This window comes from Bacillota bacterium (genome assembly GCA_012518215.1).
Lineage (GTDB): Bacteria > Bacillota > Dethiobacteria > DTU022 > PWGO01 > JAAYSV01.
This window is the reverse complement of record JAAYSV010000008.1, coordinates 225,346-250,713: the sequence shown is the minus strand read 5'-3', so window position 1 is coordinate 250,713 and position 25,368 is coordinate 225,346. Positions and strand designations below refer to the sequence as shown.

At 51.5% G+C, this 25,368-nt stretch carries 27 protein-coding genes; 20 read left to right on the top strand and 7 right to left on the bottom strand.

The annotated features are described in order from the left end of the window. The first annotated feature begins 614 nt into the window (after positions 1–614). Entirely contained in the window at positions 615–1,730 is a 1,116-nt protein-coding gene (locus tag GX364_02425; protein ID NLI69707.1) for an HD-GYP domain-containing protein, read from the top strand. A gap of 72 nt (positions 1,731–1,802) precedes the next feature. On the opposite strand, the gene GX364_02420 is transcribed toward GX364_02425, so the two are convergent. Further along, positions 1,803–2,684 carry a hypothetical protein gene (locus GX364_02420; protein NLI69706.1) on the bottom strand — a complete coding sequence of 294 codons (882 nt, stop codon included), beginning with the start codon at positions 2,682–2,684 and terminating at the stop codon, positions 1,803–1,805. A gap of 3 nt (positions 2,685–2,687) precedes the next feature. Continuing rightward, positions 2,688–3,050 carry a response regulator gene (locus tag GX364_02415; protein ID NLI69705.1) on the bottom strand — a complete coding sequence of 121 codons (363 nt, stop codon included), beginning with the start codon at positions 3,048–3,050 and terminating at the stop codon, positions 2,688–2,690. A gap of 309 nt (positions 3,051–3,359) precedes the next feature. Here GX364_02415 and acpS point away from each other — a divergent pair, with 309 nt between their 5' ends. Beyond that, positions 3,360–3,815, top strand: coding sequence for a holo-ACP synthase (gene acpS / locus GX364_02410; protein NLI69704.1), 456 nt, complete (start codon positions 3,360–3,362; stop codon positions 3,813–3,815). Between the two features lie 94 nt (positions 3,816–3,909). On the opposite strand, the gene GX364_02405 is transcribed toward acpS, so the two are convergent. From GX364_02405 to GX364_02395, 3 genes are read right to left on the bottom strand one after another with little or no spacing between them, the layout of a single operon-like run. Continuing rightward, positions 3,910–4,125 carry a plasmid pRiA4b ORF-3 family protein gene (locus GX364_02405; GenBank protein NLI69703.1) on the bottom strand — a complete coding sequence of 72 codons (216 nt, stop codon included), beginning with the start codon at positions 4,123–4,125 and terminating at the stop codon, positions 3,910–3,912. Positions 4,126–4,167: 42 nt separating this feature from the next. Then, complete coding sequence (locus GX364_02400; GenBank protein NLI69702.1) at positions 4,168–4,386, bottom strand: hypothetical protein; 219 nt, start codon at positions 4,384–4,386, stop codon at positions 4,168–4,170. Next, entirely contained in the window at positions 4,383–6,311 is a 1,929-nt protein-coding gene (locus GX364_02395; protein NLI69701.1) for an aconitate hydratase, read from the bottom strand. Before GX364_02395 ends, GX364_02400 begins: the two co-directional genes overlap by 4 nt. 977 nt (positions 6,312–7,288) lie before the next feature. Between GX364_02395 and GX364_02390 the strand changes: the two genes are divergently transcribed. From GX364_02390 to GX364_02330, 13 genes are all read left to right on the top strand, one after another. Further along, positions 7,289–8,674: an MFS transporter gene (locus GX364_02390; GenBank protein NLI69700.1), complete on the top strand. Its 1,386-nt coding sequence runs from the start codon at positions 7,289–7,291 to the stop codon at positions 8,672–8,674. 358 nt (positions 8,675–9,032) lie between these two features. Continuing rightward, positions 9,033–9,482: an Rrf2 family transcriptional regulator gene (locus GX364_02385; GenBank protein ID NLI69699.1), complete on the top strand. Its 450-nt coding sequence runs from the start codon at positions 9,033–9,035 to the stop codon at positions 9,480–9,482. A 112-nt stretch (positions 9,483–9,594) separates the two neighbouring features. After that, entirely contained in the window at positions 9,595–10,761 is a 1,167-nt protein-coding gene (locus GX364_02380; GenBank protein ID NLI69698.1) for an IscS subfamily cysteine desulfurase, read from the top strand. 24 nt (positions 10,762–10,785) lie between these two features. Beyond that, on the top strand, positions 10,786–11,151 hold the full coding sequence (gene nifU / locus GX364_02375; GenBank protein NLI69697.1) for a Fe-S cluster assembly scaffold protein NifU: 366 nt from the start codon (positions 10,786–10,788) through the stop codon (positions 11,149–11,151). 55 nt (positions 11,152–11,206) lie between these two features. Then, positions 11,207–12,319 carry a stage II sporulation protein P gene (locus GX364_02370; GenBank protein NLI69696.1) on the top strand — a complete coding sequence of 371 codons (1,113 nt, stop codon included), beginning with the start codon at positions 11,207–11,209 and terminating at the stop codon, positions 12,317–12,319. A 150-nt stretch (positions 12,320–12,469) separates the two neighbouring features. Next, positions 12,470–12,718 carry a hypothetical protein gene (locus GX364_02365; GenBank protein NLI69695.1) on the top strand — a complete coding sequence of 83 codons (249 nt, stop codon included), beginning with the start codon at positions 12,470–12,472 and terminating at the stop codon, positions 12,716–12,718. Positions 12,719–12,842: 124 nt separating this feature from the next. Continuing rightward, positions 12,843–13,883: a heat-inducible transcription repressor HrcA gene (hrcA, locus tag GX364_02360; GenBank protein ID NLI69694.1), complete on the top strand. Its 1,041-nt coding sequence runs from the start codon at positions 12,843–12,845 to the stop codon at positions 13,881–13,883. A gap of 50 nt (positions 13,884–13,933) precedes the next feature. Next, positions 13,934–14,524, top strand: coding sequence for a nucleotide exchange factor GrpE (grpE, locus tag GX364_02355; GenBank protein ID NLI69693.1), 591 nt, complete (start codon positions 13,934–13,936; stop codon positions 14,522–14,524). Positions 14,525–14,567: 43 nt separating this feature from the next. Next, entirely contained in the window at positions 14,568–16,406 is a 1,839-nt protein-coding gene (gene dnaK / locus GX364_02350; GenBank protein NLI69692.1) for a molecular chaperone DnaK, read from the top strand. Between the two features lie 62 nt (positions 16,407–16,468). Continuing rightward, complete coding sequence (gene dnaJ, locus GX364_02345; GenBank protein NLI69691.1) at positions 16,469–17,599, top strand: molecular chaperone DnaJ; 1,131 nt, start codon at positions 16,469–16,471, stop codon at positions 17,597–17,599. Between the two features lie 66 nt (positions 17,600–17,665). Beyond that, positions 17,666–18,439 (top strand): 16S rRNA (uracil(1498)-N(3))-methyltransferase, encoded by a 774-nt coding sequence (locus GX364_02340; GenBank protein NLI69690.1) that lies wholly within the window; start codon positions 17,666–17,668, stop codon positions 18,437–18,439. Next, the gene (gene mtaB, locus GX364_02335) at positions 18,436–19,752 is read left to right on the top strand and encodes a tRNA (N(6)-L-threonylcarbamoyladenosine(37)-C(2))-methylthiotransferase MtaB (GenBank protein ID NLI69689.1); all 1,317 of its coding nucleotides are present in this window, start codon (positions 18,436–18,438) and stop codon (positions 19,750–19,752) included. Before GX364_02340 ends, mtaB begins: the two co-directional genes overlap by 4 nt. 64 nt (positions 19,753–19,816) lie before the next feature. Further along, positions 19,817–20,332 carry a hypothetical protein gene (locus GX364_02330; GenBank protein NLI69688.1) on the top strand — a complete coding sequence of 172 codons (516 nt, stop codon included), beginning with the start codon at positions 19,817–19,819 and terminating at the stop codon, positions 20,330–20,332. A gap of 67 nt (positions 20,333–20,399) precedes the next feature. Here GX364_02330 and GX364_02325 read toward each other — a convergent pair whose 3' ends face one another. Both GX364_02325 and mnmH read right to left on the bottom strand, forming a co-directional pair. Then, the gene (locus tag GX364_02325) at positions 20,400–20,732 is read right to left on the bottom strand and encodes a hypothetical protein (GenBank protein NLI69687.1); all 333 of its coding nucleotides are present in this window, start codon (positions 20,730–20,732) and stop codon (positions 20,400–20,402) included. Further along, complete coding sequence (gene mnmH / locus GX364_02320) at positions 20,729–21,973, bottom strand: tRNA 2-selenouridine(34) synthase MnmH (protein ID NLI69686.1); 1,245 nt, start codon at positions 21,971–21,973, stop codon at positions 20,729–20,731. The genes GX364_02325 and mnmH overlap by 4 nt, the downstream gene beginning before the upstream one ends. 86 nt (positions 21,974–22,059) lie before the next feature. On the opposite strand from mnmH, the gene GX364_02315 reads away from it, so the two are divergent. The 5 genes from GX364_02315 to GX364_02295 all read left to right on the top strand — a co-directional run bounded on the left by GX364_02315 (position 22,060) and on the right by GX364_02295 (position 25,340). Then, positions 22,060–22,419 carry a histidine triad nucleotide-binding protein gene (locus GX364_02315; protein ID NLI69685.1) on the top strand — a complete coding sequence of 120 codons (360 nt, stop codon included), beginning with the start codon at positions 22,060–22,062 and terminating at the stop codon, positions 22,417–22,419. A gap of 72 nt (positions 22,420–22,491) precedes the next feature. After that, on the top strand, positions 22,492–22,668 hold the full coding sequence (locus tag GX364_02310; protein NLI69684.1) for a 30S ribosomal protein S21: 177 nt from the start codon (positions 22,492–22,494) through the stop codon (positions 22,666–22,668). A gap of 175 nt (positions 22,669–22,843) precedes the next feature. Then, a complete protein-coding gene (gene yqfC / locus GX364_02305; protein ID NLI69683.1) occupies positions 22,844–23,125 on the top strand; it encodes a sporulation protein YqfC in 282 nt (93 codons plus the stop codon). A 15-nt stretch (positions 23,126–23,140) separates the two neighbouring features. Beyond that, positions 23,141–24,313 carry a sporulation protein YqfD gene (gene yqfD, locus GX364_02300; protein ID NLI69682.1) on the top strand — a complete coding sequence of 391 codons (1,173 nt, stop codon included), beginning with the start codon at positions 23,141–23,143 and terminating at the stop codon, positions 24,311–24,313. A gap of 64 nt (positions 24,314–24,377) precedes the next feature. Then, positions 24,378–25,340 carry a PhoH family protein gene (locus GX364_02295; GenBank protein ID NLI69681.1) on the top strand — a complete coding sequence of 321 codons (963 nt, stop codon included), beginning with the start codon at positions 24,378–24,380 and terminating at the stop codon, positions 25,338–25,340. Positions 25,341–25,368 lie beyond the last annotated feature (28 nt).

Sequence of the window (25,368 nt, the reverse complement as noted above, 5' to 3'; positions counted from 1 at the left end):
TCACGTCCTGTGAAGTATCCGGCTGCCGACATCACGTCGGCAGTCCCGTTTCGCTTCCTCGCCTTCACCGGCTATGGCAACCATTCACTCTATGTCGCTGTCGCCAACATATCCGTACGGGGAAAAGACAGAAGCCTAGGAACCAGTTTGTGGCGATGGTAAGGTGTGTACGAGGAGGGGATTCTTCGGTCGCCTGCGGCGACCTCTCCCCCCCCTGTCATTCCGAGCAAGCGGTGTTTTGCAAGTATGCAGGCGTTATGTTTCGGGGGATGGTAATGCAGAAACACGGGGCTTTGTCAGTGGGCATAGCGCCGCGAGGAATCTCGGGCAGAGGCAAGCGCTGTGCTTGACGATGGCAACCATTCACTCCATGTCGCTGATGCCAATATATCGGTACGGGGAAAACAGGAACCAGTTCATGCCGGTAGTGGTTACCCTTTCCTGTTCCGGGGAAAAGAATTGTCAAAATACAGCCCCGGAGATCAGGATGTCGCAGCGGCCGATCCCCCGAAGGTTCGCGCTCAACAAAAAACTCTTGTAGAAAAATGTTTGTTAATTTGTTATAATATAAACTGAATAGATATTTAAAGTCGGAATCAAAAGGGGGATTGGTCATGATGCGCAGGGTTGCTATCAGGCAAGTCAGGCCGGGCATGGTCGTGGCGCGTCCTATTTTTGGTTCCGAAGGCCAATGTTTGTTGAACAAGGGTGTGGTGATCAAGTCATATTATATCAGGCACCTTATTGACCTTGACGTAAGCTATATCTATATACATGATGACCGTCTGGAGGGCGTTGTGGTCAAGGATGTTATTTCCGAAGAGACCCGCCTGGAGGCATGCCATATCGTCAAGCAGATGATCAGTGTAAATGATGAGGGTTCGGGGCGGAGGGTCACGAGTCGGATCTGCAAACTTGAAAACAGGTTGATCAAGATTGTAACCAGGATAATTGATGAGCTTTTTTACAACAAGGATACCGTGGTCAACCTGGTAGATATCCGCTCGGCCGACGATTATACCTTCGCTCATAGCGTCAACGTGTGTGTGCTGTCCACGTTGATGGGTATAAAACTTGATTTTTCCCGTCACAAGATCTGCAAGCTGGCCCTTGGTTCCATGCTTCATGATCTGGGAAAAACCAAAACCCCCGATGAGATCCTGAAAAAACCGGGTTTCTTGACCGAGGAAGAATATGAGGTTGTGAAGAGGCATCCTGATCAGGGGCTGGAACTATTCAAGGAAAATTCAGTTTTTTCCGACATGGCGGGGAAAATAATTTCCCAGCATCATGAACGATACAACGGGAGGGGGTACCCCCTGGGGCTCAAAGGTGACGAGATTGACCCGCTGGCACAGATAGTGGCCATCGCCGATGTTTATGATGCCCTCACTTCCGACCGTCCCTACAGAAAGGCATATCAGCCCCATGAAGCCATCGAGATGTTCTCTGTTTCCGGTTCCAACCACAATGTCGAGTATCTCCGTGTTTTCCTCTCTTTTATTGCTGGATATCCCGTAGGTACCATTGTGAATCTTAGCAACGATGAAAGCGGATTGGTCATTGCCAACACACCGGGTTATCCGTTGCGCCCGGTAGTCAGGGTATTGTATGAAGGCGGGGACCTGATGCTGCCGCATCCTGCACCCTACGAACTGGATATGACGGAAAAACTGGATATCGTGGTCACTGGAATCGTGGACGGGGATTACAAAAATAAATCGTCCTAGTTGATTCATTTGTAAAAAAAACAACCGACAGACGCCTGCCGGTTGTTTTGATATTTTTAGCTATCCCCGATCCTAGAACGGCGCCAGGACGAGAACAATTTTACCGATCCCCATGTTGATCCCGATCCGATGCCCCGAGGCTATCTCTTCCAGGAGACTACCCCTTGATATTTCCGGAGGTTGCATCTGGTATTCAAGCCCTTTACCGGACAGATTGACTGTAAATATGCCGTTCTGAAGGTTCAGAAATTCTTTGAGCGAGGCTTCGGCCAATTCCAGGTCATTGTCAATGGGCATCCTGGCAAAATGTTCGGCGACAACATCGCGATCCTCTGCATCAATGCACAAGCCGGTAAAAATTCTGCTTTCATTTTCGATGAACTGGTAAACGGTCAATTTATCATCAAGATCGTCTTCATTGTGGATGTCGATCCATGGCTGCTGATCGAGGAAACGGATGATGTTTCTCAAAAGTAACGATACATAGTCGTAATAAATCTCCGAATTCGCTGATCGGTCAAAATCAATGAATTCCTTGATGATCTTGTCCGTGTCCCCTTCTTCAAGGATCTTGAGCTGGATTCTGCTCAGCCCGGAATCGTTTTTGAAACTTTCCAGCTCGTGATCAAGTTTTTCATAATTCAAGTAGCCAAGGTCAACAGCGGCCTGGCCAAGTTGCAGGTTGGATTCACTCGATTGGTACTTTAGAAGTTCTTCCACCTGTTTACCGGTAAGATAGCCCAATTCCACCGCTATCTCACCGAATTTTTTGTCTGTTTTCTTCTGGATCTGGAATACCGTTTCAACCTGGGTGCCTTTCATCAGCCCTTCCGACATGGCCAGGGTACCTATTTTGATTCTGACATCTTGCATGTGGGCCAGTATATTTCTAAGTTCTTCCTTGGACAGTGATTTTTTGTTAAGCAGGAAACTGCCAAAAAACTTGTCGTACATGAATTAACACCTACCTTTTATACGCGATAATGCACTGATAAGTTGTTCCTCTTTCCAGGGTTTCTGAATAAAATCCAGAGCCCCCAGATCAAGTGCCTTGCGCAGGTTTTCTTTTGTACCGGTGGATGTTATCATAACCACGTTGGCCCTTTTGTCGGCGTCTTTGATTTTTTTGAGGCATTCGAGCCCGTTCATTACCGGCATGACCAGATCGAGCAGCACCATATGGGGGGAGACCCGGTTATAAACATCCAGTGCTTCTTTTCCGTTCGCTGCCTGATGGATTTCAAATCCGCCCATCTTTTCCAGAGCATCTTTCAGTTGCCTGCGGATCAACAATGAATCATCGCATATAAGTACTTTCATCCGATCATCCAAAACAGATTGCACCCCTTCCCTTGTCTGGCTTCATCCGATAAAATCTGTATTCTGCGTGTCCAATTATGTTTTTGTACCGCAACAGTGGCTGCAAGGTGGTATTGATTTGTTTCAAACTCTCCATAAAATAAAGATTCTATAAGTGAAAGATAAATTCCTTTAGGAAAGAAAAATTAAATTTGTTTGGTTTCGATTGCCTAACCATCGATACTAATATATCATATCAAATAGTTTTCATCGGTATGTCATATAATTGTAGTTGACCGAAAATATTTCCGGAGGGGATGTTTTTCAATCATGATCATGGGTACGGGGATCGATATCGTCAGTGTTGCACGCATCAGAAAGGTCATGGCCCGCTTTCCGGAACGTTTCCGTGAACGTGTTTTCACTGCCAAAGAGATGGAATACATAAGCACGCGGAAAGGGGATACCATTCCCCTGTTTGCGGCCCGGTATGCCGCGAAGGAGGCGGTGCTAAAAGCCATTGGTTGCGGAATCGGCCCGGCTGCTCTCAAGGAGGTTGAGGTTGTTTCCCGGACGGGTTGCCCGCCCCGGATAAAACTCCATGGTAACGCCGGGGTGATCGCAAAACACCGGGGAATCGGGGAGATCCTGGTTTCTCTTTCCCACGAGCGCGACACCGCCTGTGCCCAGGCCATGGCCCTGTCCTGTGCCCCCGTGGCACATGAAGGGAAATTGTATTGTAACAACAACGGGGCAAATCAAGGTACTCCGGAAATAATGGAATAGGGGCAAGGCAAAGTTCATTTTTGGTGCAAATTTCCCACCGGACTTTCTCTCATAAATTTTTCTGTGAAGTGATTGAATTGATGCCTGCTTCCATTTACAAGAGTATTAACCTTGGACGTTGTTTCCATTCCTCAAGATCAGGTGACCAATACAGTGACCATTCCTTCATTTCCTCGTATTCCGGGTGTTCGGGATTCGACATGATTTCACGGAAGTTGGTAAATCCCATCACGCCACCCACATCCTCGGGTGGTGTTTGACCACTTGCTTTCAGCAAAAAGGGTGATTCCTGGTCATGGTTTTCGATCACACGTACAAGCCGGATTCTATGCTCCCAGTCATCACCCATATCTTAGGTGTAGGTCATATACTTGTGCTCGGGAAAAAACTCGGATATGGTATGACCTTCCATGAAAACAGCATCTTCATCATAATCCAGGGCATCCCTGCATGAAACAATTCTGGCCAGCAGTTTACGTGTTTTGCCATCGAAGATGGTAAAGTCATAAAGGTGGTGTGTTCTGTCCACCCGATTATTTAAAGCCACATTGCGGTCGGACAAATACGTCATTTTCGGGTACATTCGCGTGTGTAATTGAGCAATCCGCCCGCCCTGATTGTATCGATCTGTCGCGGAGAGAGTTGATGGGTGGCCATGAGGCGGGTATTGTCGGTTTCATTGATTATCTCCAGTCTGCCTCCGTCGATGTTTTGCATCACGTCGGGGATGCGGAGACAGTCACCGGCCTTGATATCATCATAGGCTTTTCTGTCGGGCAGCACCAGGGGCAGGATGCCGAAGTTAACAAGATTGGTATGATGGATCCGGGCAAAGGAGAGGGCCAGTACAGCTTTTATCCCGAGGTAGCGGGGAGCCAGGGCAGCATGTTCCCTGCTGGAACCCTGCCCGTAATTTTCCCCCCCCAGGATAATTCCACCGCCCCTGGAGGCGGCCCGTTCCGGGAAAGTTGGATCCACTGCATGGAAAAGATAAGCGGAGATGGCCGGTATATTGGAGCGGAGGGGCAATATCCTGGAGCCTGCCGGCATGATGTCATCGGTGGTAATGTTATCTCCGACCTTGAGGAGTATCTCTCCCGTGATCTCATCCGGGAGAGGGCTGAACCGGGGTAGAGGCTTGATATTGGGCCCCCTTATTATTTCAATGGCGGCAGTATCTTCTGCCGGCGGGATGATCATGCTATCGTCGGCCGCGAATCTTTCAGGCATTTCGATCCGGGGGAATTCTCCAAGTTGCCGGGGGTCGATCAATTCCCCATGAATGGCTGCGGCTGCGGCTGCCGCCGGCCCGGTCAGGTAAACCTGGGCATCGCGGGTGCCGCTGCGCCCCGAAAAGTTACGGTTGAAGGTGCGGACGGAAACTCCACCCGAAGGGGGTGCCTGTCCCATGCCGATACAGGGCCCACAGGCCGGTTCCATGATTCTTGCTCCCGCCCGGATCAATGTGGTCAGAGCTCCATTGCGGGCCAGCATCTCCAGTACCTGTTTCGAGCCGGGGGCAATGACGAGGCTGACATCCGGATGTACAACCTTGTCCCGGAGGATATGGGCCACGAGCATCATATCCGTGAAGGAAGAATTGGTGCAACTTCCGATGGCAACCTGGTTGACCTTTAACGCAGACAACTCATGAAGGGGGCGAACATGGTCAGGGCTGTGAGGGCATGCGGCAAGGGGCTCCAGATGATCCAGGATGATGGTGACCGTTTCATCATAGTGGGCCTCCGGAGATGCCAGCAACGGTTGCCAGTCCTTTTCACGCCCCTGGGCGCGGAGAAAGTCACGGGTGGTCTCGTCGCTGGGAAACACCGAAGTTGTGGCACCGAGTTCGGCGCCCATGTTGGTTATGGTGGCCCGCTCGGTTACAGAAAGGGTAGCGACTCCTTCCCCGCCATATTCCAGTATTCTACCCATGCCACCCTTGACGGTGAGGCGGCGCAGGATTTCCAGAATGATATCCTTGGCGCCGACCCAGGGGGGCAGGTGCCCCTGCAGCTCGATCCTGGTTATGGAAGGCATATGAAGATAAAAGGGTTCGCCGGCCATGGCCACGGCGACATCCAGCCCCCCGGCGCCGATAGCCAGCATTCCCAGCCCCCCGGCGGTGGGGGTATGACTGTCCGATCCAAGAAGAGTCTTGCCGGGTATGCCGAAACGTTCAAGATGAACCTGGTGGCAGATCCCGTTCCCCGGGCGTGAAAAATGGATTCCATACCTGGCGGCCACGGTCTGCAAATAAAGGTGGTCGTCGGCATTCTCGAAGCTATTTTGCAGTGTGTTGTGATCGATATAACTGACCGATAATTCGGTGGTTACCCTGTCCAGATCGAGTGTTTCAAGTTGAAGATAAGCCATGGTGCCTGTTGCATCCTGGGTCAGGGTCTGGTCGATGGTTATCCCTATCTCGGTTCCCGGTTCCATATTTCCGGAAACGAGATGATCTTTCAAAATTTTTCTGACAATGCTGCCCCCCAAAGAATTCTCCTCCCTCAAGTTTCCCGATGTATTTGTTCTACAAGCAATATAACAGAAAAGAAAAGGGGACTCAAACATAATTGAAGGCAAGAGCCATGAAAGGGCGAGAAGAAGACCTTGCCCGCCAATGACAACGTAAAAGCCTTCCTCATTGCCAACCATATAAAAAAACGCTTTACCTGTCAGATTCCTCGCGGCGCTATTCTGTCACCCCGGTGTTACCGTTTCTACATCATTATTCTCTATAGCTTCATGTTGGTGTTCTTGTTAAATACCGCTTGCTCGGAATGACAGGGGGGGAGGTCGCCTTTTATAATTATACTGTCATTCTGAGGGAGCGGCGGTGTATGCCGCGACCGAAGAATCCCCTCCTCAAGCACCCCTTACTACCGCCATAAACCGGTTCCTGCTTTTATCTTTTTCCCGTACCGATATGTTGGCGTAAGCGACATGGAGTGAATGGTTGCCATAGCCAAGCACAACGTTTCCCTCTGCCCGAGATTCCTCGCGGCGCTATTCTGTCACCCCGGTGCTACCGTTTCTACATCATTATTCTCTATAGCTTCATGTTGGTGTTCTTGTTAAATTCCGCTTGCTCGGAATAACAGGGGGGGGAAAGAAAACGTGGGCGGCCAATCAAACCCTTTGTTGATACCCCTTGCTTGCAGGGGGAAGTTATTTCCCGGGTTTGTCTTTTCCCGTACCCTAGAAAACAAAAAGAAAGCCACAGCCACCCGAAGGATCGTAACCATGGGAAGTTCAAAGCTTGAGGGGATTGTTGGACAGGCAAGAACGAACAGGGGGTGAAAGCAGGAATTCGATATTGACAAAGAGAAAGGGAAGAAAAAGCAAGCGGGGATATTCAAGGCGGACAGCGAGAAGCTGCAACATTGAAGCCTTCAGATCAATTATGAAGAAGGAAGGCAGAACCTATTTCAGAACCGAAAGAAACCGTTCCCACGAAAAAAGAACAATACATGATCCTTGCCGCGGTCATGCTGGGCGGGATCATGGGGCCCATCGATGCCAGTATCGTCAATGTTATTTTACCAACCATGGCCAGTTTTTTCGGGGCTTCCATCGACATCGCGCAGTGGGTTCCGCTGATTTACCTTCTCACCATCAGCAGCCTTCTGTTGTTTTATGGCCGCCTGGGGGATATCCTTGGCTACAAACGTGTTTACATGGCGGGGCTGGCATGCTTTGTCGTTACGTCCGGTTTCTGCGGCCTGGCATCGTCCATCTACTGGCTGATAGTTTTTCGGGCCATCCAGGGGATAGGTGCGGGGATGATGATGGCCGTGCCTTTTGCCATTCTTACTGCCGTGTTCCGCCCCGAGAAGCGGGGTCGGGCACTGGGCATCAATGCCATCAGTGTCTCGGTCGGGTTGGCCCTCGGTCCCTCCCTGGGGGGGATGCTAACCTCGCTATGGTCCTGGCGTCTGGTCTTCCTGGTCAACATTCCCATCGGTATAGCGGCATTGGTCTGGGGAATGAGGGTTATTCCCGATTTGAAAGGGAAGCGGGGCCGGATCGATATTGCCGGCGCTGCCACAGCTTTCCTCTGCCTTTTTTCCTTTCTGTTTTTTATCAACAGGGTGCAGGGTAGGGGGATGGGGCTCGTAACCGGTGTAGCCCTGGCCATCGCTCTGATTGCCGGTGTTTTGTTTGGCTATATCGAGACTCGCACACCGCAACCCATGGTCAATCCGGCCCTGTTCAAAAATCGCATTTTCACCCTTGGAACCGTCAGTTCCCTCCTCAACTTTGCTTCACAGTACATTCTGGTCTTCCTGACCCCTTTTTATCTTCAGCGGGTGATCCATCTTTCCCCGGACAGAATCGGCCTGCTGATGACCTGTTTCCCGTTGACGGTGATGGTCATTGCTCCGTTCAGCGGCACCCTGTCCGATCGTCTGGGGACCAGATGGTTGGCCGTGGCCGGAGCGGCAATCTGTGCCGCGGCGCTGGTGACGATGGCTTTCTTGCCCGCGGACGCATCTGCCTTGACTGTGGGGTGGCGGCTGGCCTTTTTTGGACTGGGAACGGGGATCTTTCAATCTCCGAACAACAGTTCGGTCATGGGCAATGCCCCCCGGCCTTACCTGGGAATTGCTTCCGGTATTCTGGGAACGGCGCGCAATACGGGGATGGCTTTGGGGATCGCTACCGCCGGGCTGATTCTATACTCCCTGGTGCCTCCCTCGATCATAGCCCAGGAGTATCTGGGCAGACCCGAGGCATTTCATTTCCTCGGCGGACTGAAATATGCCTATCTGTTCGGGGCCGGGCTTACAGCTCTGGCAGCCTTCTTCTCGATGGTGCCAGCCAGGGCAACCGTGGGCTCGGGTTCGGTTTCCTGATGTGATGTGCCCCGGTACAGGTACTTTCCCACGTATTTACGCATTTGTATGCCTCGGTATGTTTGGCAATCAAGTTCCATTTTGACCAACATCGATTTTTTTCTTGCCTTTCCAGATCCTGAACGCCCATGCCGGTTTCTGATAGTTCGGTTGAGTCTTTTCAGCAGCAATCGGACTGGCAACCGACAATTTTCAAAAAAAACTGCAAAATAGATATTGACATTGTCGGGGTAGGGGTGTATTCTGTAAAAAATCGGGGATGTTTACTTCAACTTGGTGAGCTGATGCCCACAAGTTGTTATTTTTTTAAACAATACCCGAGTGAATCAGTCGGAATTAAAAATGGAGTGATTCAAGCATGCGTCTTTCCACAAGGGCAGAGTATGGTGTGCGGGCGATGGTGGTTCTGGCTCTTGAATTTGGTTATGGGCCGACCCCTTTGAGGAAAATTGCCCAAAGGGAAAGGATATCATATCAGTATCTTGAACAGATATTTCCGCTTTTGAAAAAAGCGGAACTTGTGGAAAGCGTGCGGGGAAGATACGGTGGGTATCAATTGGCCCGTGAACCATCGATGATCAGCGTCGGTGACATAATCAGGGCTGTGGAAGGCCCCATTGCGCCAGCCAGGTGCGTAGCCCGGGGGATAGACCGCGAGCAGCCAAAGTACTGTAAATTTCCGGAGGATTGTGTAAGCCGCAGGGTATGGGTCCAGCTACGCGACCATATTGTTATTTTTGTTGACAGTATTTTTCTGGAAGATATGGTGAACTGGAGTCGGGAAAGAGCGAGGATGAAAATGCAGTAAGACGTTGTGCAATGCTACATTTATTCATTGATGCTTGCCCTGCTGTCCATGCATACCGGGGATGTAAATGCCCCTGCAGCGCGGGAGGGCAAGGTTCGAGGAGGAGAGGACGATGAGTGGAAGGAAAATCTATATGGATCATGCGGCAACCACTCCCCTGAGGGAGGAAGTTCTGTCCGAGATGTTGCCTTACCTGCGTGAATGTTTTGGCAATCCCTCCAGCATTTACAGTATGGGGAGGGAAGTTCGCAAGGCCCTGGTCAGAGCGCGGGAAAGAACCGCGGAGGCCCTGGGGGCATCGCCGGAAGAGGTTGTTTTTACTTCCGGGGGTACCGAGTCAAACAATATTGCTATCCGCGGAGCATTGAAGCACAGGGGAGGGACAGGGCACTTGATTGCCTCCGGGATTGAACATCCGGCAGTCATGGATGTATTCAAGGAACTTTCCACCGAGGGGTATGATGTGACTTTTCTGCCTGTAGATCGGTACGGGATGATCGACATCGGTGAACTCGAACGGGCGCTGCGTGAAGATACTGTTTTGATTTCTATCATGATGGCCAACAATGAGGTAGGCACCTTGCAACCTGTTGAGGATGTGGGCAAGATTGCGGCAGAACGAAATATAATTTTTCATACCGATGCGGTGCAGGCGACGGGAAATATTCCTGTTGATGTCCGCAAGATAGATTGCGATTCTCTGTCGCTTTCGGCTCACAAGTTCAACGGGCCCAAGGGAGTGGGGGCTCTCTATATCAACCGCAGGCTGAAGGTGTCGCCGCTGTACAGGGGTGGCGGGCAGGAAGGCAGAATAAGGCCGGGAACCGAGAATGTGCCCGGCATCGTCGGCCTGGGCAAGGCTCTGGAGCTTTCCGTACAGGATCTGCCCTCAAGAATGAAAGAACTTGCGGAGTTGAGGGACTGTTTGATCAGGGGGCTGGTGGCCCTGGATGAGGTTGACCTCAACGGGCATCCTACCGAGCGTCTTCCCGGTAATGTCAATGTATGTTTCAAATACGTGGAAGGGGAGGCCATCCTGCTGGGGCTTGATCTGCAGGGGGTGGCTGTTTCCAGCGGTTCTGCTTGCGCTTCGGAGGATGCAGAACCATCGTATGTTTTGCGGGCCATGGGCCTGGATCACATGTCGGCACGGGGTTCGATAAGGTTTTCACTGGGCCGGGGAAACACGCCCGATGATGTTGAATATGTCCTTGGCATTGTCAAGCCGATGCTGGAAAGGTTCAGAAAGATGTCGGCGGCCTATATCCGGCCGCGGTAAATCATTGTTCATGGAGGTGAAGGGATGTACAACGAGAAAGTGATCGATCATTTCAGCAACCCCAGAAATGCGGGGGAGATGGAAGACCCCAGTGTGGTCGGGGAATCAGGCAGTTTCAAATGTGGGGATACGATGAAGTTGTACATCAAGGTCAAGGAAGGTGTTATCGAGGATGTGAAGTTCCAGACCTTCGGTTGTGGTGCGGCGATTGCTTCCAGCAGCATGCTCACGGAAATGGTCAAGGGAAAGACCCTTGACGAGGCATTGAAGATTACCAATGAAGATGTGGCCGAGGAACTGGGCGGGCTTCCCCCGCTGAAGGTGCATTGTTCCAACCTGGCGGCAGATGCATTGCAAGACGCAATCAAAAAGTATCGGGGGGCGGAATAAGTTTGAACTGCCGGCATATATCAGTTAATGAGTGTGTGGCCGGGAGGTTGAAACCTTGTTCAGTTCTTTTTGGCAACGGATACGCCGGATGCCGAGCCATGGCCGTGGCCGGTTCGGAAGAAAACCGGGAGGAGAATATATCAGCGGGCACCTGGGCATAATCTTGCTTTTATTCCTGGGACTGATCGTATTTTTTGCCAGGGGGTCATGGGGTGATGGCAACAGCATTGATTTCCCTGCCCCGGGAAGGGGGAAAGATGATCTGCTGGCGTCAATTCCCCATATATTGCTGAAACAGGGGATTCCGGGGTTGCAGAGGATGGCAGCACCGGATTTTTCTTCGCGTTTTTTTATTGTAACCATGGCTGGATTGTTGACGGGGATATATCTTGATCATCCCGCCAGCTTGCTGGCTGGAAGTTTCTCCGGCCTGGTGGCAGTTCCGGTTCCGGCCGGTGGGGATGCTGCCGTGACCACGGATGTGCTGCCCGCTCGGGGAGTTACAGGCGAATTGCAGGGCGGGGGGAACGAGAATGAAATCACGAGTACCGTTACCACCTTCCCTCCCCATGTGAAGCCGAAGATATTGATCTATCATTCGCATATTACCGAAACTTATTACCCCACTGCCGGCGAATATTTTTCCCGCAACCTGAATGTCACCGTGGCCAGATTGGGACGGATTCTGGCGGAATCGCTGGAGAGGGATTATCATATTCCGGTGATGCACTGCACGCTAATTTTTGACCTGCCCCGCCGTACGGCTTACCAGAAGGCCCGGCCCGAGATAAGCAAGCTCCTCGAAGAAAATCCCCAGATCAATATGGCGGTGGATCTGCACCGGGACGGCATATTGCGCAAATTTACCACGTCAACCGTGAATGGGAAGGAGACGGGGAATTTGCTGATCGTGATCGGTTCGGGTCATGAACACTGGGAGAGCAACTTTTCTACCGCGCTCCTTCTTCAGCAGGAACTGGAAAAGATAGATGCCGGAATCTCCCGCGGTATTCTGTGCCAGGGTTTTACTTACAATCAGGATCTGCATGAAAGAGCCATGATCGTTGAAGTGGGCGGACACCAGAATACTCTGGAAGAGTCCATCGCCGCCATCCCGATCCTTGCGGAAGCTCTTTCCAGGACGTACACGGACCAATTCGGGAAATAATTGCATCGTTGATTCTGGTATTGTTTGCAAAATCAGAAGGGGCCGGTGCCGCATCTGCGATGTTTACTCTGTATATTCATCACGATTTAAGTTAAATATTATCAGTACGGGATCTGGACATGTCCTGTTGCCGGAAAGCGAGTGAAAGAGTTGCGGGTACTGACTGTATGTCTGGTCATTTTCCTTCTTCTGTACGGATCATTTATCGCTGTCGAGAAAGGGGTAATGGAGATCCACGGCCGGGAAAATGATTCGAGGGCCCTGAGCCTGTCTTGCAGGGACAGGATTGTTTATATTATTTTTGCCGGTGAACGTTACGAAATCGATCTGATCGAAGTTTACAGTTTCATATCCCGTATTTTTACAGATATAAAAAATTCTACTTCCCTGTCTCCATGATGACACCCCACAAAAAAAGTTGTTTTTTTACGCCCCGCAATCTTGACAAAAAGAACTAATGATGGTATTTTTGAAATAAGATTAGCACTCAAGCAGTTAGAGTGCTAAAAAAGGCAGGTTCAGAATGAAACATATATTGAGTCCGCGGAAATTGAGGATACTGAGAGCCGTGGTGGAGGAGTATATCTGCACGGCGGAACCGGTGGGGTCGCGTACTGTTTCGCGCAGGTACGAAAGGAACCTGAGTTCGGCCACGATCAGGAATGAGATGGCCGATCTTGAAGAGATGGGTTTCCTGGAACAACCCCATGTTTCAGCCGGGCGTGTGCCAACGCGTCACGGTTATCGTTTCTACGTGGATAATCTCATGGAGGATGTAGATCTCGGCCTGGAAATACAGGATGCGATAGCTATAAGCCTGAACAAGGCAAATGATGTGGGAAAGATCATAGCCGAGGCCTCGAGGATATTGTCCCAGCTGGCCAGACATACTACATTGATACTTGGCCCGCAATTCCGGAAGAGTTCTTTTTACCAGATGCGGATCCTGCCTCTGAGTGAAAAAAAAGGGCTTGTCGTGCTGATCACGGGCAATGGCTTCATCAAAAACCGGGTGATCGATTTGCCCCAGTCCCTTTCTGCAGCGGAATTGCAGCAGGTGGTCCAGTATCTGAATCTGAAACTGTACGGGTTGACCATCGATCAGGTAACCGAGTCCCTGATCAATGAACTGAAGAGGGATCTGTACCGGCGGATGGAGATCCTGGAGCAGGCATTTCTGTTGCTGGAAGAGAGCCTCCGGGAGGAGGAGAAGGTCCGGGTTGTCCTGGGGGGGACAACCAACATCCTCAATCAACCGGAGTTCAAGGATGTGGAGAAAATAAGAAAGTTCCTGAATCTGTTCGAGGAGGAGGAACTTCTCTGCCTCATGCTCGAGCATGACAACGATGATATCATGGGGCTGGAGGTCCGCATCGGCAACGAAAATCTGATCGAGGAGGTACATGAATGTACCCTGATCACTTCGACGTTCATGATCGGGACCAGGAGTGTCGGAAAAATTGGTGTCCTGGGGCCCATGCGCATGAATTATCCGGAAGTGGTCGCCCTGGTGAAATGTCTGGCGGAGAATCTGAACCAGGTCCTGGAAGCCCAATCTTCTTGACACGGATCATGAAGATGGGCGGAACAAAGTTACAGGAAGCAGGTGTGATCTTGAAAGATAAAGTTGGCAGGGCAGAAAACAAGGCGATGGACGGGAAGCAAAATGATCCCGGGGCAGATGTTGGGGAGGAAACAGAACCAACGGTTTCGGATAGCCCTGATAGTGATAGCGCCACGATGACAGAGGAACAGCAGCTGGAGCAGTTGCAACTGGAAAAGGAAGAGATGGTCGCACTTGCACAGCGTGTGCAGGCTGATTTTGATAATTATCGCAAAAGGATGTCTACCGAAAAGGAGGAAATCCGCGCCTTTGCACTCTTTGATTTCATGACGGCGATGATCCCCATCCTGGATGATTTCGACCATGCGCTGAAGACAGCCACCGAGAGGGGGGTGTCCGGCACATACGTGGAAGGGATGGAAATGATCCGCAAAAAGATACTCCAGCTGTTCGAGCAGCAGGGGGTTACGGAGATAGAGGCCCATGGGCAGGTTTTTGATCCCCATTACCATGAGGCGGCTATGCAGACCGATGAAGGCGAGGCGGAACCGAATACAGTGATAGAGGTTTTCCGGAAAGGATATATAATGAAGGGACGGATATTGCGTCCGGCAGTAGTCAAGGTACACAAGGGAACTTGATTTTGATCAACAATTTTATTGAATAAAAGAGGAGGGATTTTATATGGGCAAGGTGTTAGGCATTGATCTTGGAACAACAAATTCGGCCGTGGCAGTGATGATGGGCAACGAGCCGGAGATCATTCCCAACGCGGAGGGAAGCCGTCTTACTTCCTCCACCGTGGCTTTTACAAAGGATGGCCAGAGGTTGGTGGGACAGGTGGCCAAGAGGCAGGCGGTTACCAATCCGGAAAGGACCGTTGAGTCGATAAAAAGGCAGATGGGGACCGGCCACCGCGTCAATATAGATGGCAAGGAGTATACTCCCCAGGAATTGTCAGCGATGGTTTTGCAGAAAATGAAGACTGATGCAGAGAGTTATCTCGGAGAGAAGGTTTCCCAGGCGGTGATCACGGTACCGGCTTATTTTACCGACAGCCAGCGGCAGGCAACCAAGGATGCCGGTAAAATTGCCGGGCTGGAAGTGTTGAGGATCATCAATGAGCCGACGGCTGCTTCTCTGGCTTACGGTCTGGAGAAAGGCGAGGATCAGAAAATACTGGTCTTTGACCTCGGGGGCGGTACTTTCGATGTTTCCATCCTGGAATTGGGAGAGGGTGTTTTTGAAGTAAAGGCAACCAGCGGGAACAACAAGCTGGGCGGCGATGATTTTGACGATTGCCTTGTCGAATACATTGCCGATGAATTCAAGAAAGACCAGGGTATTGATCTTACCAAGGACCGCATGGCCCTGCAGAGGTTGAAGGAGGCGGCGGAGAAGGCGAAAGTCGAACTTTCAAGTGTTACTTCCACCAATATCAACCTGCCCTTTATCACGGCGACCCAGGAGGGGCCCAAGCATCTGGATCTGGATATAACAAGGGCCAAATTCGATGAGCTCACCGCGCATCTGATCGAGAAAACGATGGGGCCGGCAAGGCAGGCTCTCTCCGATGCGGGGATGAAGCCCGATGAAATTGACAAGATCATCCTGGTGGGCGGATCGACACGCGTTCCGGCCGTTCAGGAAGCGATACGGAAACTGCTGGGGAAGGAGCCGCACAAGGGGGTCAATCCGGACGAGGTGGTAGCATTGGGTGCTGCAATCCAGGCCGGGGTACTCTCCGGAGATGTGAAAGATGTTCTGTTGCTGGACGTAACGCCCCTTTCTCTGGGAATCGAGACGCTTGGCGGGGTAGCCACCAGGCTGATTGAAAGAAATACAACCATACCCACGTCGAAAAAACAGATTTTTTCCACCGCTGCCGATAGCCAGACCAGCGTGGAGATTCATGTGCTCCAGGGTGAGCGGGAGATGGCCGCCGCCAACAAGACGCTGGGAAGGTTCATGCTGGACGGGATACCAGCTGCACCCCGGGGCGTGCCCCAGATCGAGGTTTCTTTTGATATCGATGCCAACGGGATCGTGAACGTTTCGGCCAAGGATCTCGGTACCGGGAAAGAGCAGAGAATCACCATTACTGCTTCCAGCGGGTTGGATAAAGATGATATCGACAAGATGGTCAAGGAGGCGGAGCAGCATGAGGCGGAAGATAAGAAGTTCAGGGAACTGGCCGAAGCCCGCAATCAGGCCGATTCCCTGGCATACAGTACCGAGAAAACCTTGAAGGATGTCGGTGACAAGGTGGATGAGGAGAAGAAAGAAGAAATCCGCAAAGTGATCGAGGAACTGAGGAACACCGCTGCCGGGGATGACAAGGCGGCGATAGAGAGCGCGATCGAGAAACTGACAGGTTACACACACGAGCTTTCGGCCAAGTTGTACGAGCAGGTCCAGCAGGAGGATACTTCCGCCGGAGCCGCGCCGGGGGGCGACGAGCAGGGTGCGGAGGATATTGTTGATGCTGATTTTGATGTCAAGGATGAAGGGGAAGACGAGTGATCGTGTAACGCGGACAGCTCCTGGAAGCCATGGTGTAATTTATTGCAGAGAGAAGGTTACAGATGTCCGAGAAAGATCTTTACAGCATCCTGGGTGTCAGCCGTGGGGCCACCCAGGATGAAATAAAAAAAGCTTATCGTGGACTGGCGCGGAAATACCATCCCGATGCGAATGACGGGGATGAGGCAAAAGCGGAGAAGTTCAAACAGATCTCCGCGGCATACGACGTTCTGGGCGATCCGGCCAAGAGGGAAAAATATGATCGTTTCGGTATAACAGACGATTCCATGGGCGGATTCGGTGGCGGTTTCGGAGACTTTGGCGGGTTTGGTTTCGAGGATATCTTCGAGGGGTTCTTCGGAGGGGGCTTCGGGACGCGCCGTTCGTCGTACGGGCCCAGGCGCGGAAACGACCTGCGCTATGATATGGAGTTGACCCTGGAAGAGGCATTCAAGGGAGCTTACAAGGAGATCCGTATCCCCCGCACGGAAAATTGCGATGTCTGCGGCGGCAGCGGGGCAAAGGAGGGAACGGCAGCAGAGACCTGTGACGTTTGCCAGGGGACGGGACAGGAAAAAATCGTCAGAAACACGATCTACGGCCGTTTTGTAAATGTCCAGACATGCAGTAATTGCCAGGGTAAAGGCGAGATTATCAAGGATCCCTGTCCGGAATGCCACGGGGCGGGGCAGGTGATCAGGGAACGGAAACTTGAAGTTAAAATACCCCCGGGGGTTGATAGCGGGACCCGGTTGAGGATGAGCGGCGAGGGTGAACCCGGAACCAGGGGGGGATCCTACGGCGACCTGTACATCTATCTGAATATAATCCCGCATGAGTTGTTTGCCCGCGAGGGGAACACCCTTATCTACGAACTTCCGGTCAGTTTCGCCCAACTGGCAATGGGGACATCTGTTGAAATACCCACGCTCGATGGCAAGGCCAGTTTGCATATTCCGGAGGGGACACAGCCGGACAAGGTGTTCCGGATGAGAGGAAAGGGGATGCCCAGGCTCAGGGGGTTGGGGCGGGGAGACCTGAATGTATCTTTGAAACTGGTGGTCCCCAAACGATTGAACAGGGAACAAAAAGAGGCACTGACCCAATTTTCCCGCCTTCTGGGAGAGGATCCCACGGAAGAAAGCAAGGGGTTCATGGACAGAATGCGCGAGGCTTTTGGCGGGAACAAGTAATTTTCTTCAAAAAAAGAGGCGGGCATTGCCATGACCCCGTCAATACCAGGAGCAGGAGGCCGTTTGATGCGTTCAAGGCCGCGTTTTTTTATTACGGATAAAATTCTGGATGTGGGTGGAAAATACCCGCTGTCCACGGATGACAGCAATCATGTTGCCAGTGTTCTGCGGCTGGGGAAGGGTTCCGCCGTGGAGATATCCGACGGGACGGGACGGTGTTTTGCGGCCGAGATCACAAAGATGTCAGGGAAAGCGGTGGAGGTTCAGATCAAGGAACCGTATGCGGCAAGTTCGGAACCCCCGGTGGCCATCACCCTTGCACAGGGCTTGCTCAAGGGGCGCAAGATGGACCTCGTTGTCCGCCAGGCGGTGGAACTGGGCGTGGCAAGAATCGTCCCCCTGATAACCGCACGGAGTGTGCCCGCTCTTGAGGGGCAACGGGCAGACACCAGAACTGAACGTTGGCAGAAAATCGCTCGTTCAGCCGCGCAACAGAGCAGAAGGGAGATCATTCCGCGGGTGGAAGCCCCGGTACCCCTGGATGATTTTTGTGCGGGACACGGCTCCGGGGGCGGGATTGTTCTGGTTTTCTGGGAAGGAAAGAAGAAAAAAGGGTTGCTGTTTGAAAGGAATGGTGGTTCTTCGCGCGGGGTTTCCAGAATAACGGTCGTGGTTGGGCCCGAGGGAGGTTTATCCGTAGAGGAGATTGAATCTTTGAAGCGCTGCGATGCTATCATCGCCGGTTTGGGGCCGCGCGTGCTGCGTGCGGAGACGGCAGCGGTGGTGGGGCTGGCCCTGGTCCAGGCACTGCTGGGTGATCTTGTGGGGGAGCGGTCATGAAGAAGGTTGCTTTTTGTACCCTGGGATGCAAGGTCAATTATTACGACACGGAGGCTCTGAAAGGCCTTTTTGAAAAAGAAGGTTATGCCATCGTCGGGCCCGGGGATGAAGCCGCCGACGTTTATATCGTCAATACCTGCACGGTAACCCATCAAAGCGCCCGTAAATCACGGCAATTGATCCGTAAAATCCTTCGGCGCGCTCCCAAGGCGGTGATAGCAGTTACCGGTTGTTATGCGCAGGTTTCCCCGGATGAATTGATGGAAATACCCGGGGTCGATCTTGTTATCGGTACTCATCAACGGCATGAGTTGCCCGCCATGATCGAGAAAGCAGGATCGGGAAAACCGCAGAACCTTGTCCGTCCTTTCGGGGAGTTTCCTTCATTTGAAAGGCTCAGTTACCGGGCCAACCGAAGCCGGACCCGTGCTTTTTTGAAGGTTCAGGAGGGCTGTGAACAATTCTGCCGCTACTGCATCATTCCTTTTGCGCGGGGGCCCATCAGGAGTGCGCCGCTGGAAGATGTCATGGCGGAAGTGAAGGAGATAGCGGCACGCGGTTACAAGGAATTGGTCCTTACCGGCATAAGGTTGGGGGCCTACGAGGACAGGGGCGCAGGTTCTGTTTTAAGTGATCTGGTCAGGGAGATCGACAGGACGGGTTTACTGGAGCGAATCCGCCTGAGTTCCATCGAACCGTCCGACCTGAACGCGGAGCTGGCAAGGACAATTGCTTCCTGTTCCAGGGTCTGCAAACATCTGCACATCCCCCTGCAGAGCGGAAGCGACCGTATCCTGAAGATGATGAACCGTCCATACACCACGGCTGATTTTTCTGCCCTGATCGGCTATCTCAGGGAATTGATGCCCGGGCTGGCGCTGGGAACGGATATAATGGTGGGGTTTCCGGGTGAGTCCGAAGATGATCATCTTCGAAGCTGCCGGTATCTCGAGGAAAACAGGTTCAGCAGGTTGCATATATTCCGTTTTTCGCCCCGGAGGGGAACGGAGGCGTATGGCATGCCCGGGCAGGTCGGCAGCAGGGTCAAGCAGGAAAGATGGGACGAAATAGATGGGATCGGCATCAAGACGGCCAAAAACTATCGCCGACGCTTTGTTGGCAGTGTCCTGAAAATTTTGGTCGAAAGGGCCGATGAACAGGGGGGGTACCTGGAAGGTTTGAGCCAGCATTATGTGAAGGTCAGGATAGGGGCGGGGGAGATTTCCGATGAATGGGTGGGCCGCATGGTCCCGGCAAAGATAGTAAAAGATGGGGAAGGGTTTCTACACGGCGTTTTTCCTTCCGAGGCATAAGGAATATTACCCGGGCATACAATGAAATATACAATTATTGAAAGCCCCGGGAGGGAAAGTCGCAATGAACAAATTTTTGGTGATTGAAGCCAGGAGACTTCTGCCGCTGATGTTTCTTGTGGCACTCTTGATCAGTCTTTCGGTATATGATAACTTCTTTCGGGTAGAGCCGGCGGATACGATACCCGTGATCGAGGAAGATTTCACGTTCATGACCACCACCAGGGGTGAAATCGCCGCACCGACTACCTTTCATCTTATTTATTCCCAGGAGCAGTGGAACGAGCTGAAGAAAAATCCGATGATCGAATTGCCCGATTACCCTTTCAATGATTCCTATGAAGTGGCGCTATGCACTGTCAACAGTGAGATAGAGGGCTTGCAGATACTGCCCGAAGAAGAAGGGGTAAAAAAAATAGAGGTTCAGGTCAAATTGCATCCCTATCATTACCACATCGTGATGGTCAACCGCGACAAATTGAACGCGGAAAACGTATGCTGGACCTTTCTCGACAAAGACGGGAAGGTACTGATGCAGGAAGTGGTACCACAGGGAGAGATGGTCATGGAAGAAGGGTAGCCGGGGGCAGTAGAAAACAACATTCTGTCATTCCTGCCCCTTGCCAAGGATGTGGAAGGCTGCCCTGTTATTTTTTCACCTCGATGGCCTCGACAATGATCTTCTGGATGTCTCCCACCAGCACCGCGAGGCGGTATTCGGCTTCCATATATTCTTTTACCACCAGATTCATGTTTGCTATCTCCGCCATCTTCTTGTATTTCTCTTCTTTCTCGGCAGACACTTCTTGCCCTTCCAGCTGAAGTTGCTGGATCTCCGTCTGTATCTTGTAAAAATCTTCGATGATGGAACTGGCGGTCGAATCGTCTTTCAATCGATGAAATGCCTTTGAATAGTCCGCGAATTCGGTTGAATTTTTGAGTGCCGCGGCCAGGGCATGAGCAGAATCGTAAGGGTTCATGTCTTCACCTCCTTTCTTCTTTCGATCAGTTTGTTATTTTCCAGGAAAGCGATGACCTGTTCCGTGGCAACGGGAATCGACGAGGAATCGAACACGGCTGCGTAGGGATATCTGTCCGGGCGGGCATCGGTGTAGAAACGATCGTAATAATCCCGGCAGAGGATCAGGGCTACTTGCCGGTAATCGCCCGTTTCAAACAGGGATAACACTTTTTCCGCCGTTTTCCTTCCCAGGCGGGGAACGAGGGAGGTGATGGCATGAGTGAATTCCTCTTTTTCGCTTTCCGAAAGGGGGCCATCGATATACTCGGAAACAATTCTTTCAGCCCTGGTTTCCAGGGGGGCTTCAAGAAGAATATGCATGCCTTCTTCCATGGATTGTACGAGGAAATCGGGCAGGACCAGCCGACCGATTCTCCGCCCTTCTTTCTCGATCACCAGATAGCGGGAACGGCCATGTTTTTCCAGTTGGTTCCAGAGCAGTGCTTCAAAATCTTTCTGAGAACGCTCGGTCGTAAAACCGATCTTGCCAAAAACTGACCCCCGGTGGCAGGCCATACCTTCCAGATCAAGGGCTGCATAACCTGAAGTGATCAATGTTTGGATGATCGGTGTCTTGCCTGTTCCCGTCAGGCCATGTAACAACACCGGGCGGGGATGGAGATGGTAGTTGCCCAGCGACTGAAAAATGAATTGACGGTAAGCTTTGTATCCCCCCTTGAGCCGCAGGGCGGGGATTCCGACCAGGGAAAGAATCTGGGAGAGGCTCCGGCTGCGAAGCCCTCCGCGCCTGCAGTAGAGAACCGGGGTTTTCCGGGAAGCGACTTCACCCAGCATGCTTGCCAGCCTGGCAAGTTTCGGCGCAGCATATTCCAGGCCTTTTTGCCTTGCTTCGAGATGGCCGGCATGTTTGTAGGTTGTCCCCAGCTCTTTCTGTTCTTCGTCGGAGAACAGTGGAATATTCAGGGAACCGGGTATCTTCTCCTTCCGATGCTCCCGGGGAGAACGAACATCGACAAAGATCAGGTCTTTCCTTTTCAGTGCTTCGTGGACATCAATCTGATTATCGATATGGACAGCCTCCTGCAAGCAGATTAAATTTATTATAGCCAATAAGAGAGGCGGGGCGCAAGAAAAACGGTGGATTTTATCGTGGCAAGAAGGTAATATCACCAGTGATAAAGAAGTAATTGATTGGCCATTGACAGAGGCGGCGGCCGAACGGATGGTGGCAAGATCCACGGGTGCGCCTTTCCAAGACGCATCAATCATGCTATAATCGAATGGAGTTTGCCATTTTGAATATGCGGCCATGGGAGGGAGTAAAGTTGTCTGATTGCCTTTTTTGTAGAATTGCCAACAAAGAAGCCGAGGCCGATATTGTCTATGAGGACGATGAGATTGTTGCGTTCAAGGATATTTTTCCAGCGGCACCGATCCATCTGCTGATCATTCCTCGCAAGCATATCAGTACCTTGTTAGATCTGAAAGAAGAGGACGCCGGTTTGATTGGCAGGATGCATCTGGTGGCCAACAAGTTGGCCAGGGATTTTAAAATAGACAGGAATGGGTTCAGAACGGTAATCAACTGCGGCCAGGATGCGGGGCAGGCAGTTTACCATATTCATCTACATCTTCTGGGCGGTCAGCCGCTCTCGAACTCTTTTGCCGCTGGGCGGGGAGTTTAGGTTCAGCAGTAGTTTGTAGCAGCATCCGGGCTCCTCGGACGGTCCGATCTGAGAGATGAGGGGGGGAGACAATTGACAGAGGTCAGGGTAGGCAAGGACGAGCCGTTGGACAAGGCTTTGAAAAGGTTCAAAAAACAATGTGCCCGCACCGGGATACTGGTAGAAATCCGCAAGCGTGCTCATTATGAAAAACCAAGTGTAAGAAGAAAGAAAAAGTCGGCAGCGGCTCGAAAGAGAAGGTATTACTAGGGCTGTATGCTTGTTGCTTTGATCCGTAAAAAACGGGGCTTCGCGCCCCGTTTTTTTTATTCCGATCATCCGGAAGAACGGGCTGTGGCGTTGCTTTTCCACCATGCCGGTCATATCGATTTTTTGTAAAGCATAAATTGATAAAAGGTTATGGTAATCATGGGGAGGTGCCCGGATGAAAAGAAGGAGGGGAATGAACTGGAAGGATGTGTTTGCCGATATTTTCGAGTTGCCCAAAGATATCATGCTGGATATGCCTCGCCTCGTATTGATCGGGAATCTTCAACTTTTCCTGGAAAATCATCGCGGGATCATCGAGTACGGGGAGCAAAAAATCAGAATTGCGGTGGGCAACGGGGAGATTGCAGTATGCGGCAAGGGCTTGCAGATTCGAACTCTTCTGAGCCGGGACCTGTCCATCGAGGGCGAGATCGAGGGAATCATCTACGAGGAATAAGGGGAGAAGATCCTGTTGCTGTCAAGATTATGGCGCTACATCAAGGGTTATCTGATCGTCAGTGCCGAGGGAAAAGGCACGGAACGATTGGTCAATCTGGCCATTGCCAGGGGAATAAATTTCTGGGATTTCAAAAAAAACAATCGTGGGGCCACGTTCAGGATTCCGGTCAGATCTTTCCGGGAAATACGTCCCCTGGCTCGTAAATCCCGCAGCAGGGTAAGGATTTCCCGGCGGACAGGCCTGCCTTTTCTTCTGAAGAAAATACGCCGCCGCAAGGGTTTTGCCTGGGGACTGGTTATTTTTCTGGCAGCGATATACGTTTCCTCCCTGTTTATCTGGTTTATAGAGATTGATGGACTGGAGAATATAACAGAAGTTGAGGTTTTGCGGCTGGCAGAAAGCATCGGTATAAAAAGGGGCGCCTACAAGGGAAACCTTGATCTGAGCAGACTGGAGAGGGAATTGGCCAGATTGCATCGTGAGATTACCTGGGTGGGCCTGAGTTTCAGGGGGACGAAACTGCGTATCGAGATTGCCGAACATCTTCCCGAGCCGACGGTTGATGAGCAGCCAACCGATATTATTGCCGAAAAAGATGGATTGGTCTTGAAGGTACTGGTCATAGAGGGCAAGGCAACGGTTGCTCCCGGGGACATTGTCTCACGGGGGGACCTGTTGATCGAGGGAATCGAGGATTACGGTGAATTTCCTCCGGAGGAGGCCAAACCCAGGAAGGTGCGGGCGCGGGGTGAAGTGATCGCCAGGGTATGGTACGAAGCGCGTGAACCGATCATCACCGAGGAGACATCCCGAAAGCCGACAGGAAAGAAACGAAGCTGTATATGTTTTATTTATCGGGGGAAAGAGTACAGGGTGATGGGGCCGGGCAAGGCACCTTACCATGAATATGGCGAGGAAAGATCGAGTTGGGGCTGGAGTTGGAGGAATATATCATTGCCTGTAGAATTAGTAATTATAACTTACAATGAACTCCATCTGGAACGGAGGAGCTGGCCTCCGGAGGAGGCCGTACGCAAGGCCGGGGAGGCAGCCAGGAAATCGGTGCTGAAACAGTTGCCCGAGGGAGCCATTGTTGAACGATTGTTTTGTGAGGAACACGGGGATGATGGTTCACGGACGATGAGGGCCATCGCCGAAACCAGGGAGAATATTGCCAGACAGTGATCCATGAAATAAAATATGTATATAAAAAGGGCAGCAATGGGGGCGGGTTCTCTATTTGACGGAGATAATAACGCAGAGATTGGAACTGGAAAAAGAAGAGGATTCTTTGTACCTTCTGGGTCGCTTTGACGAGAATATTGATCTGATCGAGAGGCACTTCAACGTTCGTGTAATCCCCCGGGGCAATGAATTGATTGTTGAAGGGGAGAAGAACGAGGTCAGCAAGCTGCATCTCCTGTTCAATGCACTGACGGGGGTTGTGCGAAAAGGTCATTATATATCTTCTCGTGATTTCGAGTATGCTCTGGCGATGGCCCGGAAGGGCCAGGCCGGTAAAATCGGAGAAATTTTTTCCGATGTGGTCCTCATTTCACGTCGTGGAAGGCAGATCAGGCCCAAGACTCTGGGGCAGAAAAAGTATCTTGAAGCCATGCGTGAATGTGATATTGTACTATCGATCGGCCCGGCGGGGACAGGAAAAACATATCTTGCCCTGGCCAGAGCAATCGATACGCTGCAGAACAAGGTCGTGGAGCGCATCGTTCTGACCCGTCCGGCGGTGGAGGCGGGTGAACACCTCGGTTTCTTGCCCGGCGATTTTCAGGAGAAGGTGGATCCTTACCTGAGGCCGCTCTACGACGGGCTGTTTGATCTGCTGGGGGTAGACGTATTTCAGAAATACAAGGAAAAGGGTATCATCGAAGTGGCGCCCCTGGCTTATATGCGTGGAAGAACCCTGGATGATTCATTTATTATTCTGGATGAGGCGCAGAACGCCACGCCGGAACAGATGAAGATGTTTCTGACCCGCCTCGGTTTCGGTTCAAAAGCGGTCATCACGGGGGATATTACCCAGGTTGATCTGCCCAAAGGGCGCTATTCAGGTTTGGTACAAGCTTCCGAAGTTTTGAAAGGGATCGAGGGTATTGCAACCATCTATCTGTCAGAAAAAGATGTGGTAAGGCATCCCCTGGTTCAAGAGATCATAACGGCCTATGAGAGATACGAGGAAAGAAACAACAGCTAGCTCTCTGTCAAAAAAAGCAGGCGATATG

Excerpts from the sequence above, each read along its gene's own strand:
- GX364_02380 (NLI69698.1), top strand. The coding sequence starts at position 9,595 with ATGAGTGGAAGGAAAATCTATATGGATCATGCGGCAACCACTCCCCTG.
- GX364_02325 (NLI69687.1), bottom strand. The coding sequence starts at position 20,732 with ATGAACCCTTACGATTCTGCTCATGCCCTGGCCGCGGCACTCAAAAAT.
- GX364_02425 (NLI69707.1), top strand. The coding sequence starts at position 615 with ATGATGCGCAGGGTTGCTATCAGGCAAGTCAGGCCGGGCATGGTCGTG.
- dnaK (NLI69692.1), top strand. The coding sequence starts at position 14,568 with ATGGGCAAGGTGTTAGGCATTGATCTTGGAACAACAAATTCGGCCGTG.
- GX364_02390 (NLI69700.1), top strand. The coding sequence starts at position 7,289 with ATGATCCTTGCCGCGGTCATGCTGGGCGGGATCATGGGGCCCATCGAT.
- GX364_02330 (NLI69688.1), top strand. The coding sequence starts at position 19,817 with ATGAACAAATTTTTGGTGATTGAAGCCAGGAGACTTCTGCCGCTGATG.
- GX364_02385 (NLI69699.1), top strand. The coding sequence starts at position 9,033 with ATGCGTCTTTCCACAAGGGCAGAGTATGGTGTGCGGGCGATGGTGGTT.
- GX364_02340 (NLI69690.1), top strand. The coding sequence starts at position 17,666 with ATGCGTTCAAGGCCGCGTTTTTTTATTACGGATAAAATTCTGGATGTG.
- GX364_02400 (NLI69702.1), bottom strand. The coding sequence starts at position 4,386 with ATGACGTATTTGTCCGACCGCAATGTGGCTTTAAATAATCGGGTGGAC.
- acpS (NLI69704.1), top strand. The coding sequence starts at position 3,360 with ATGATCATGGGTACGGGGATCGATATCGTCAGTGTTGCACGCATCAGA.
- dnaJ (NLI69691.1), top strand. The coding sequence starts at position 16,469 with ATGTCCGAGAAAGATCTTTACAGCATCCTGGGTGTCAGCCGTGGGGCC.
- hrcA (NLI69694.1), top strand. The coding sequence starts at position 12,843 with ATGAAACATATATTGAGTCCGCGGAAATTGAGGATACTGAGAGCCGTG.
- GX364_02415 (NLI69705.1), bottom strand. The coding sequence starts at position 3,050 with ATGAAAGTACTTATATGCGATGATTCATTGTTGATCCGCAGGCAACTG.
- nifU (NLI69697.1), top strand. The coding sequence starts at position 10,786 with ATGTACAACGAGAAAGTGATCGATCATTTCAGCAACCCCAGAAATGCG.
- mtaB (NLI69689.1), top strand. The coding sequence starts at position 18,436 with ATGAAGAAGGTTGCTTTTTGTACCCTGGGATGCAAGGTCAATTATTAC.
- yqfC (NLI69683.1), top strand. The coding sequence starts at position 22,844 with ATGAAAAGAAGGAGGGGAATGAACTGGAAGGATGTGTTTGCCGATATT.
- GX364_02420 (NLI69706.1), bottom strand. The coding sequence starts at position 2,684 with ATGTACGACAAGTTTTTTGGCAGTTTCCTGCTTAACAAAAAATCACTG.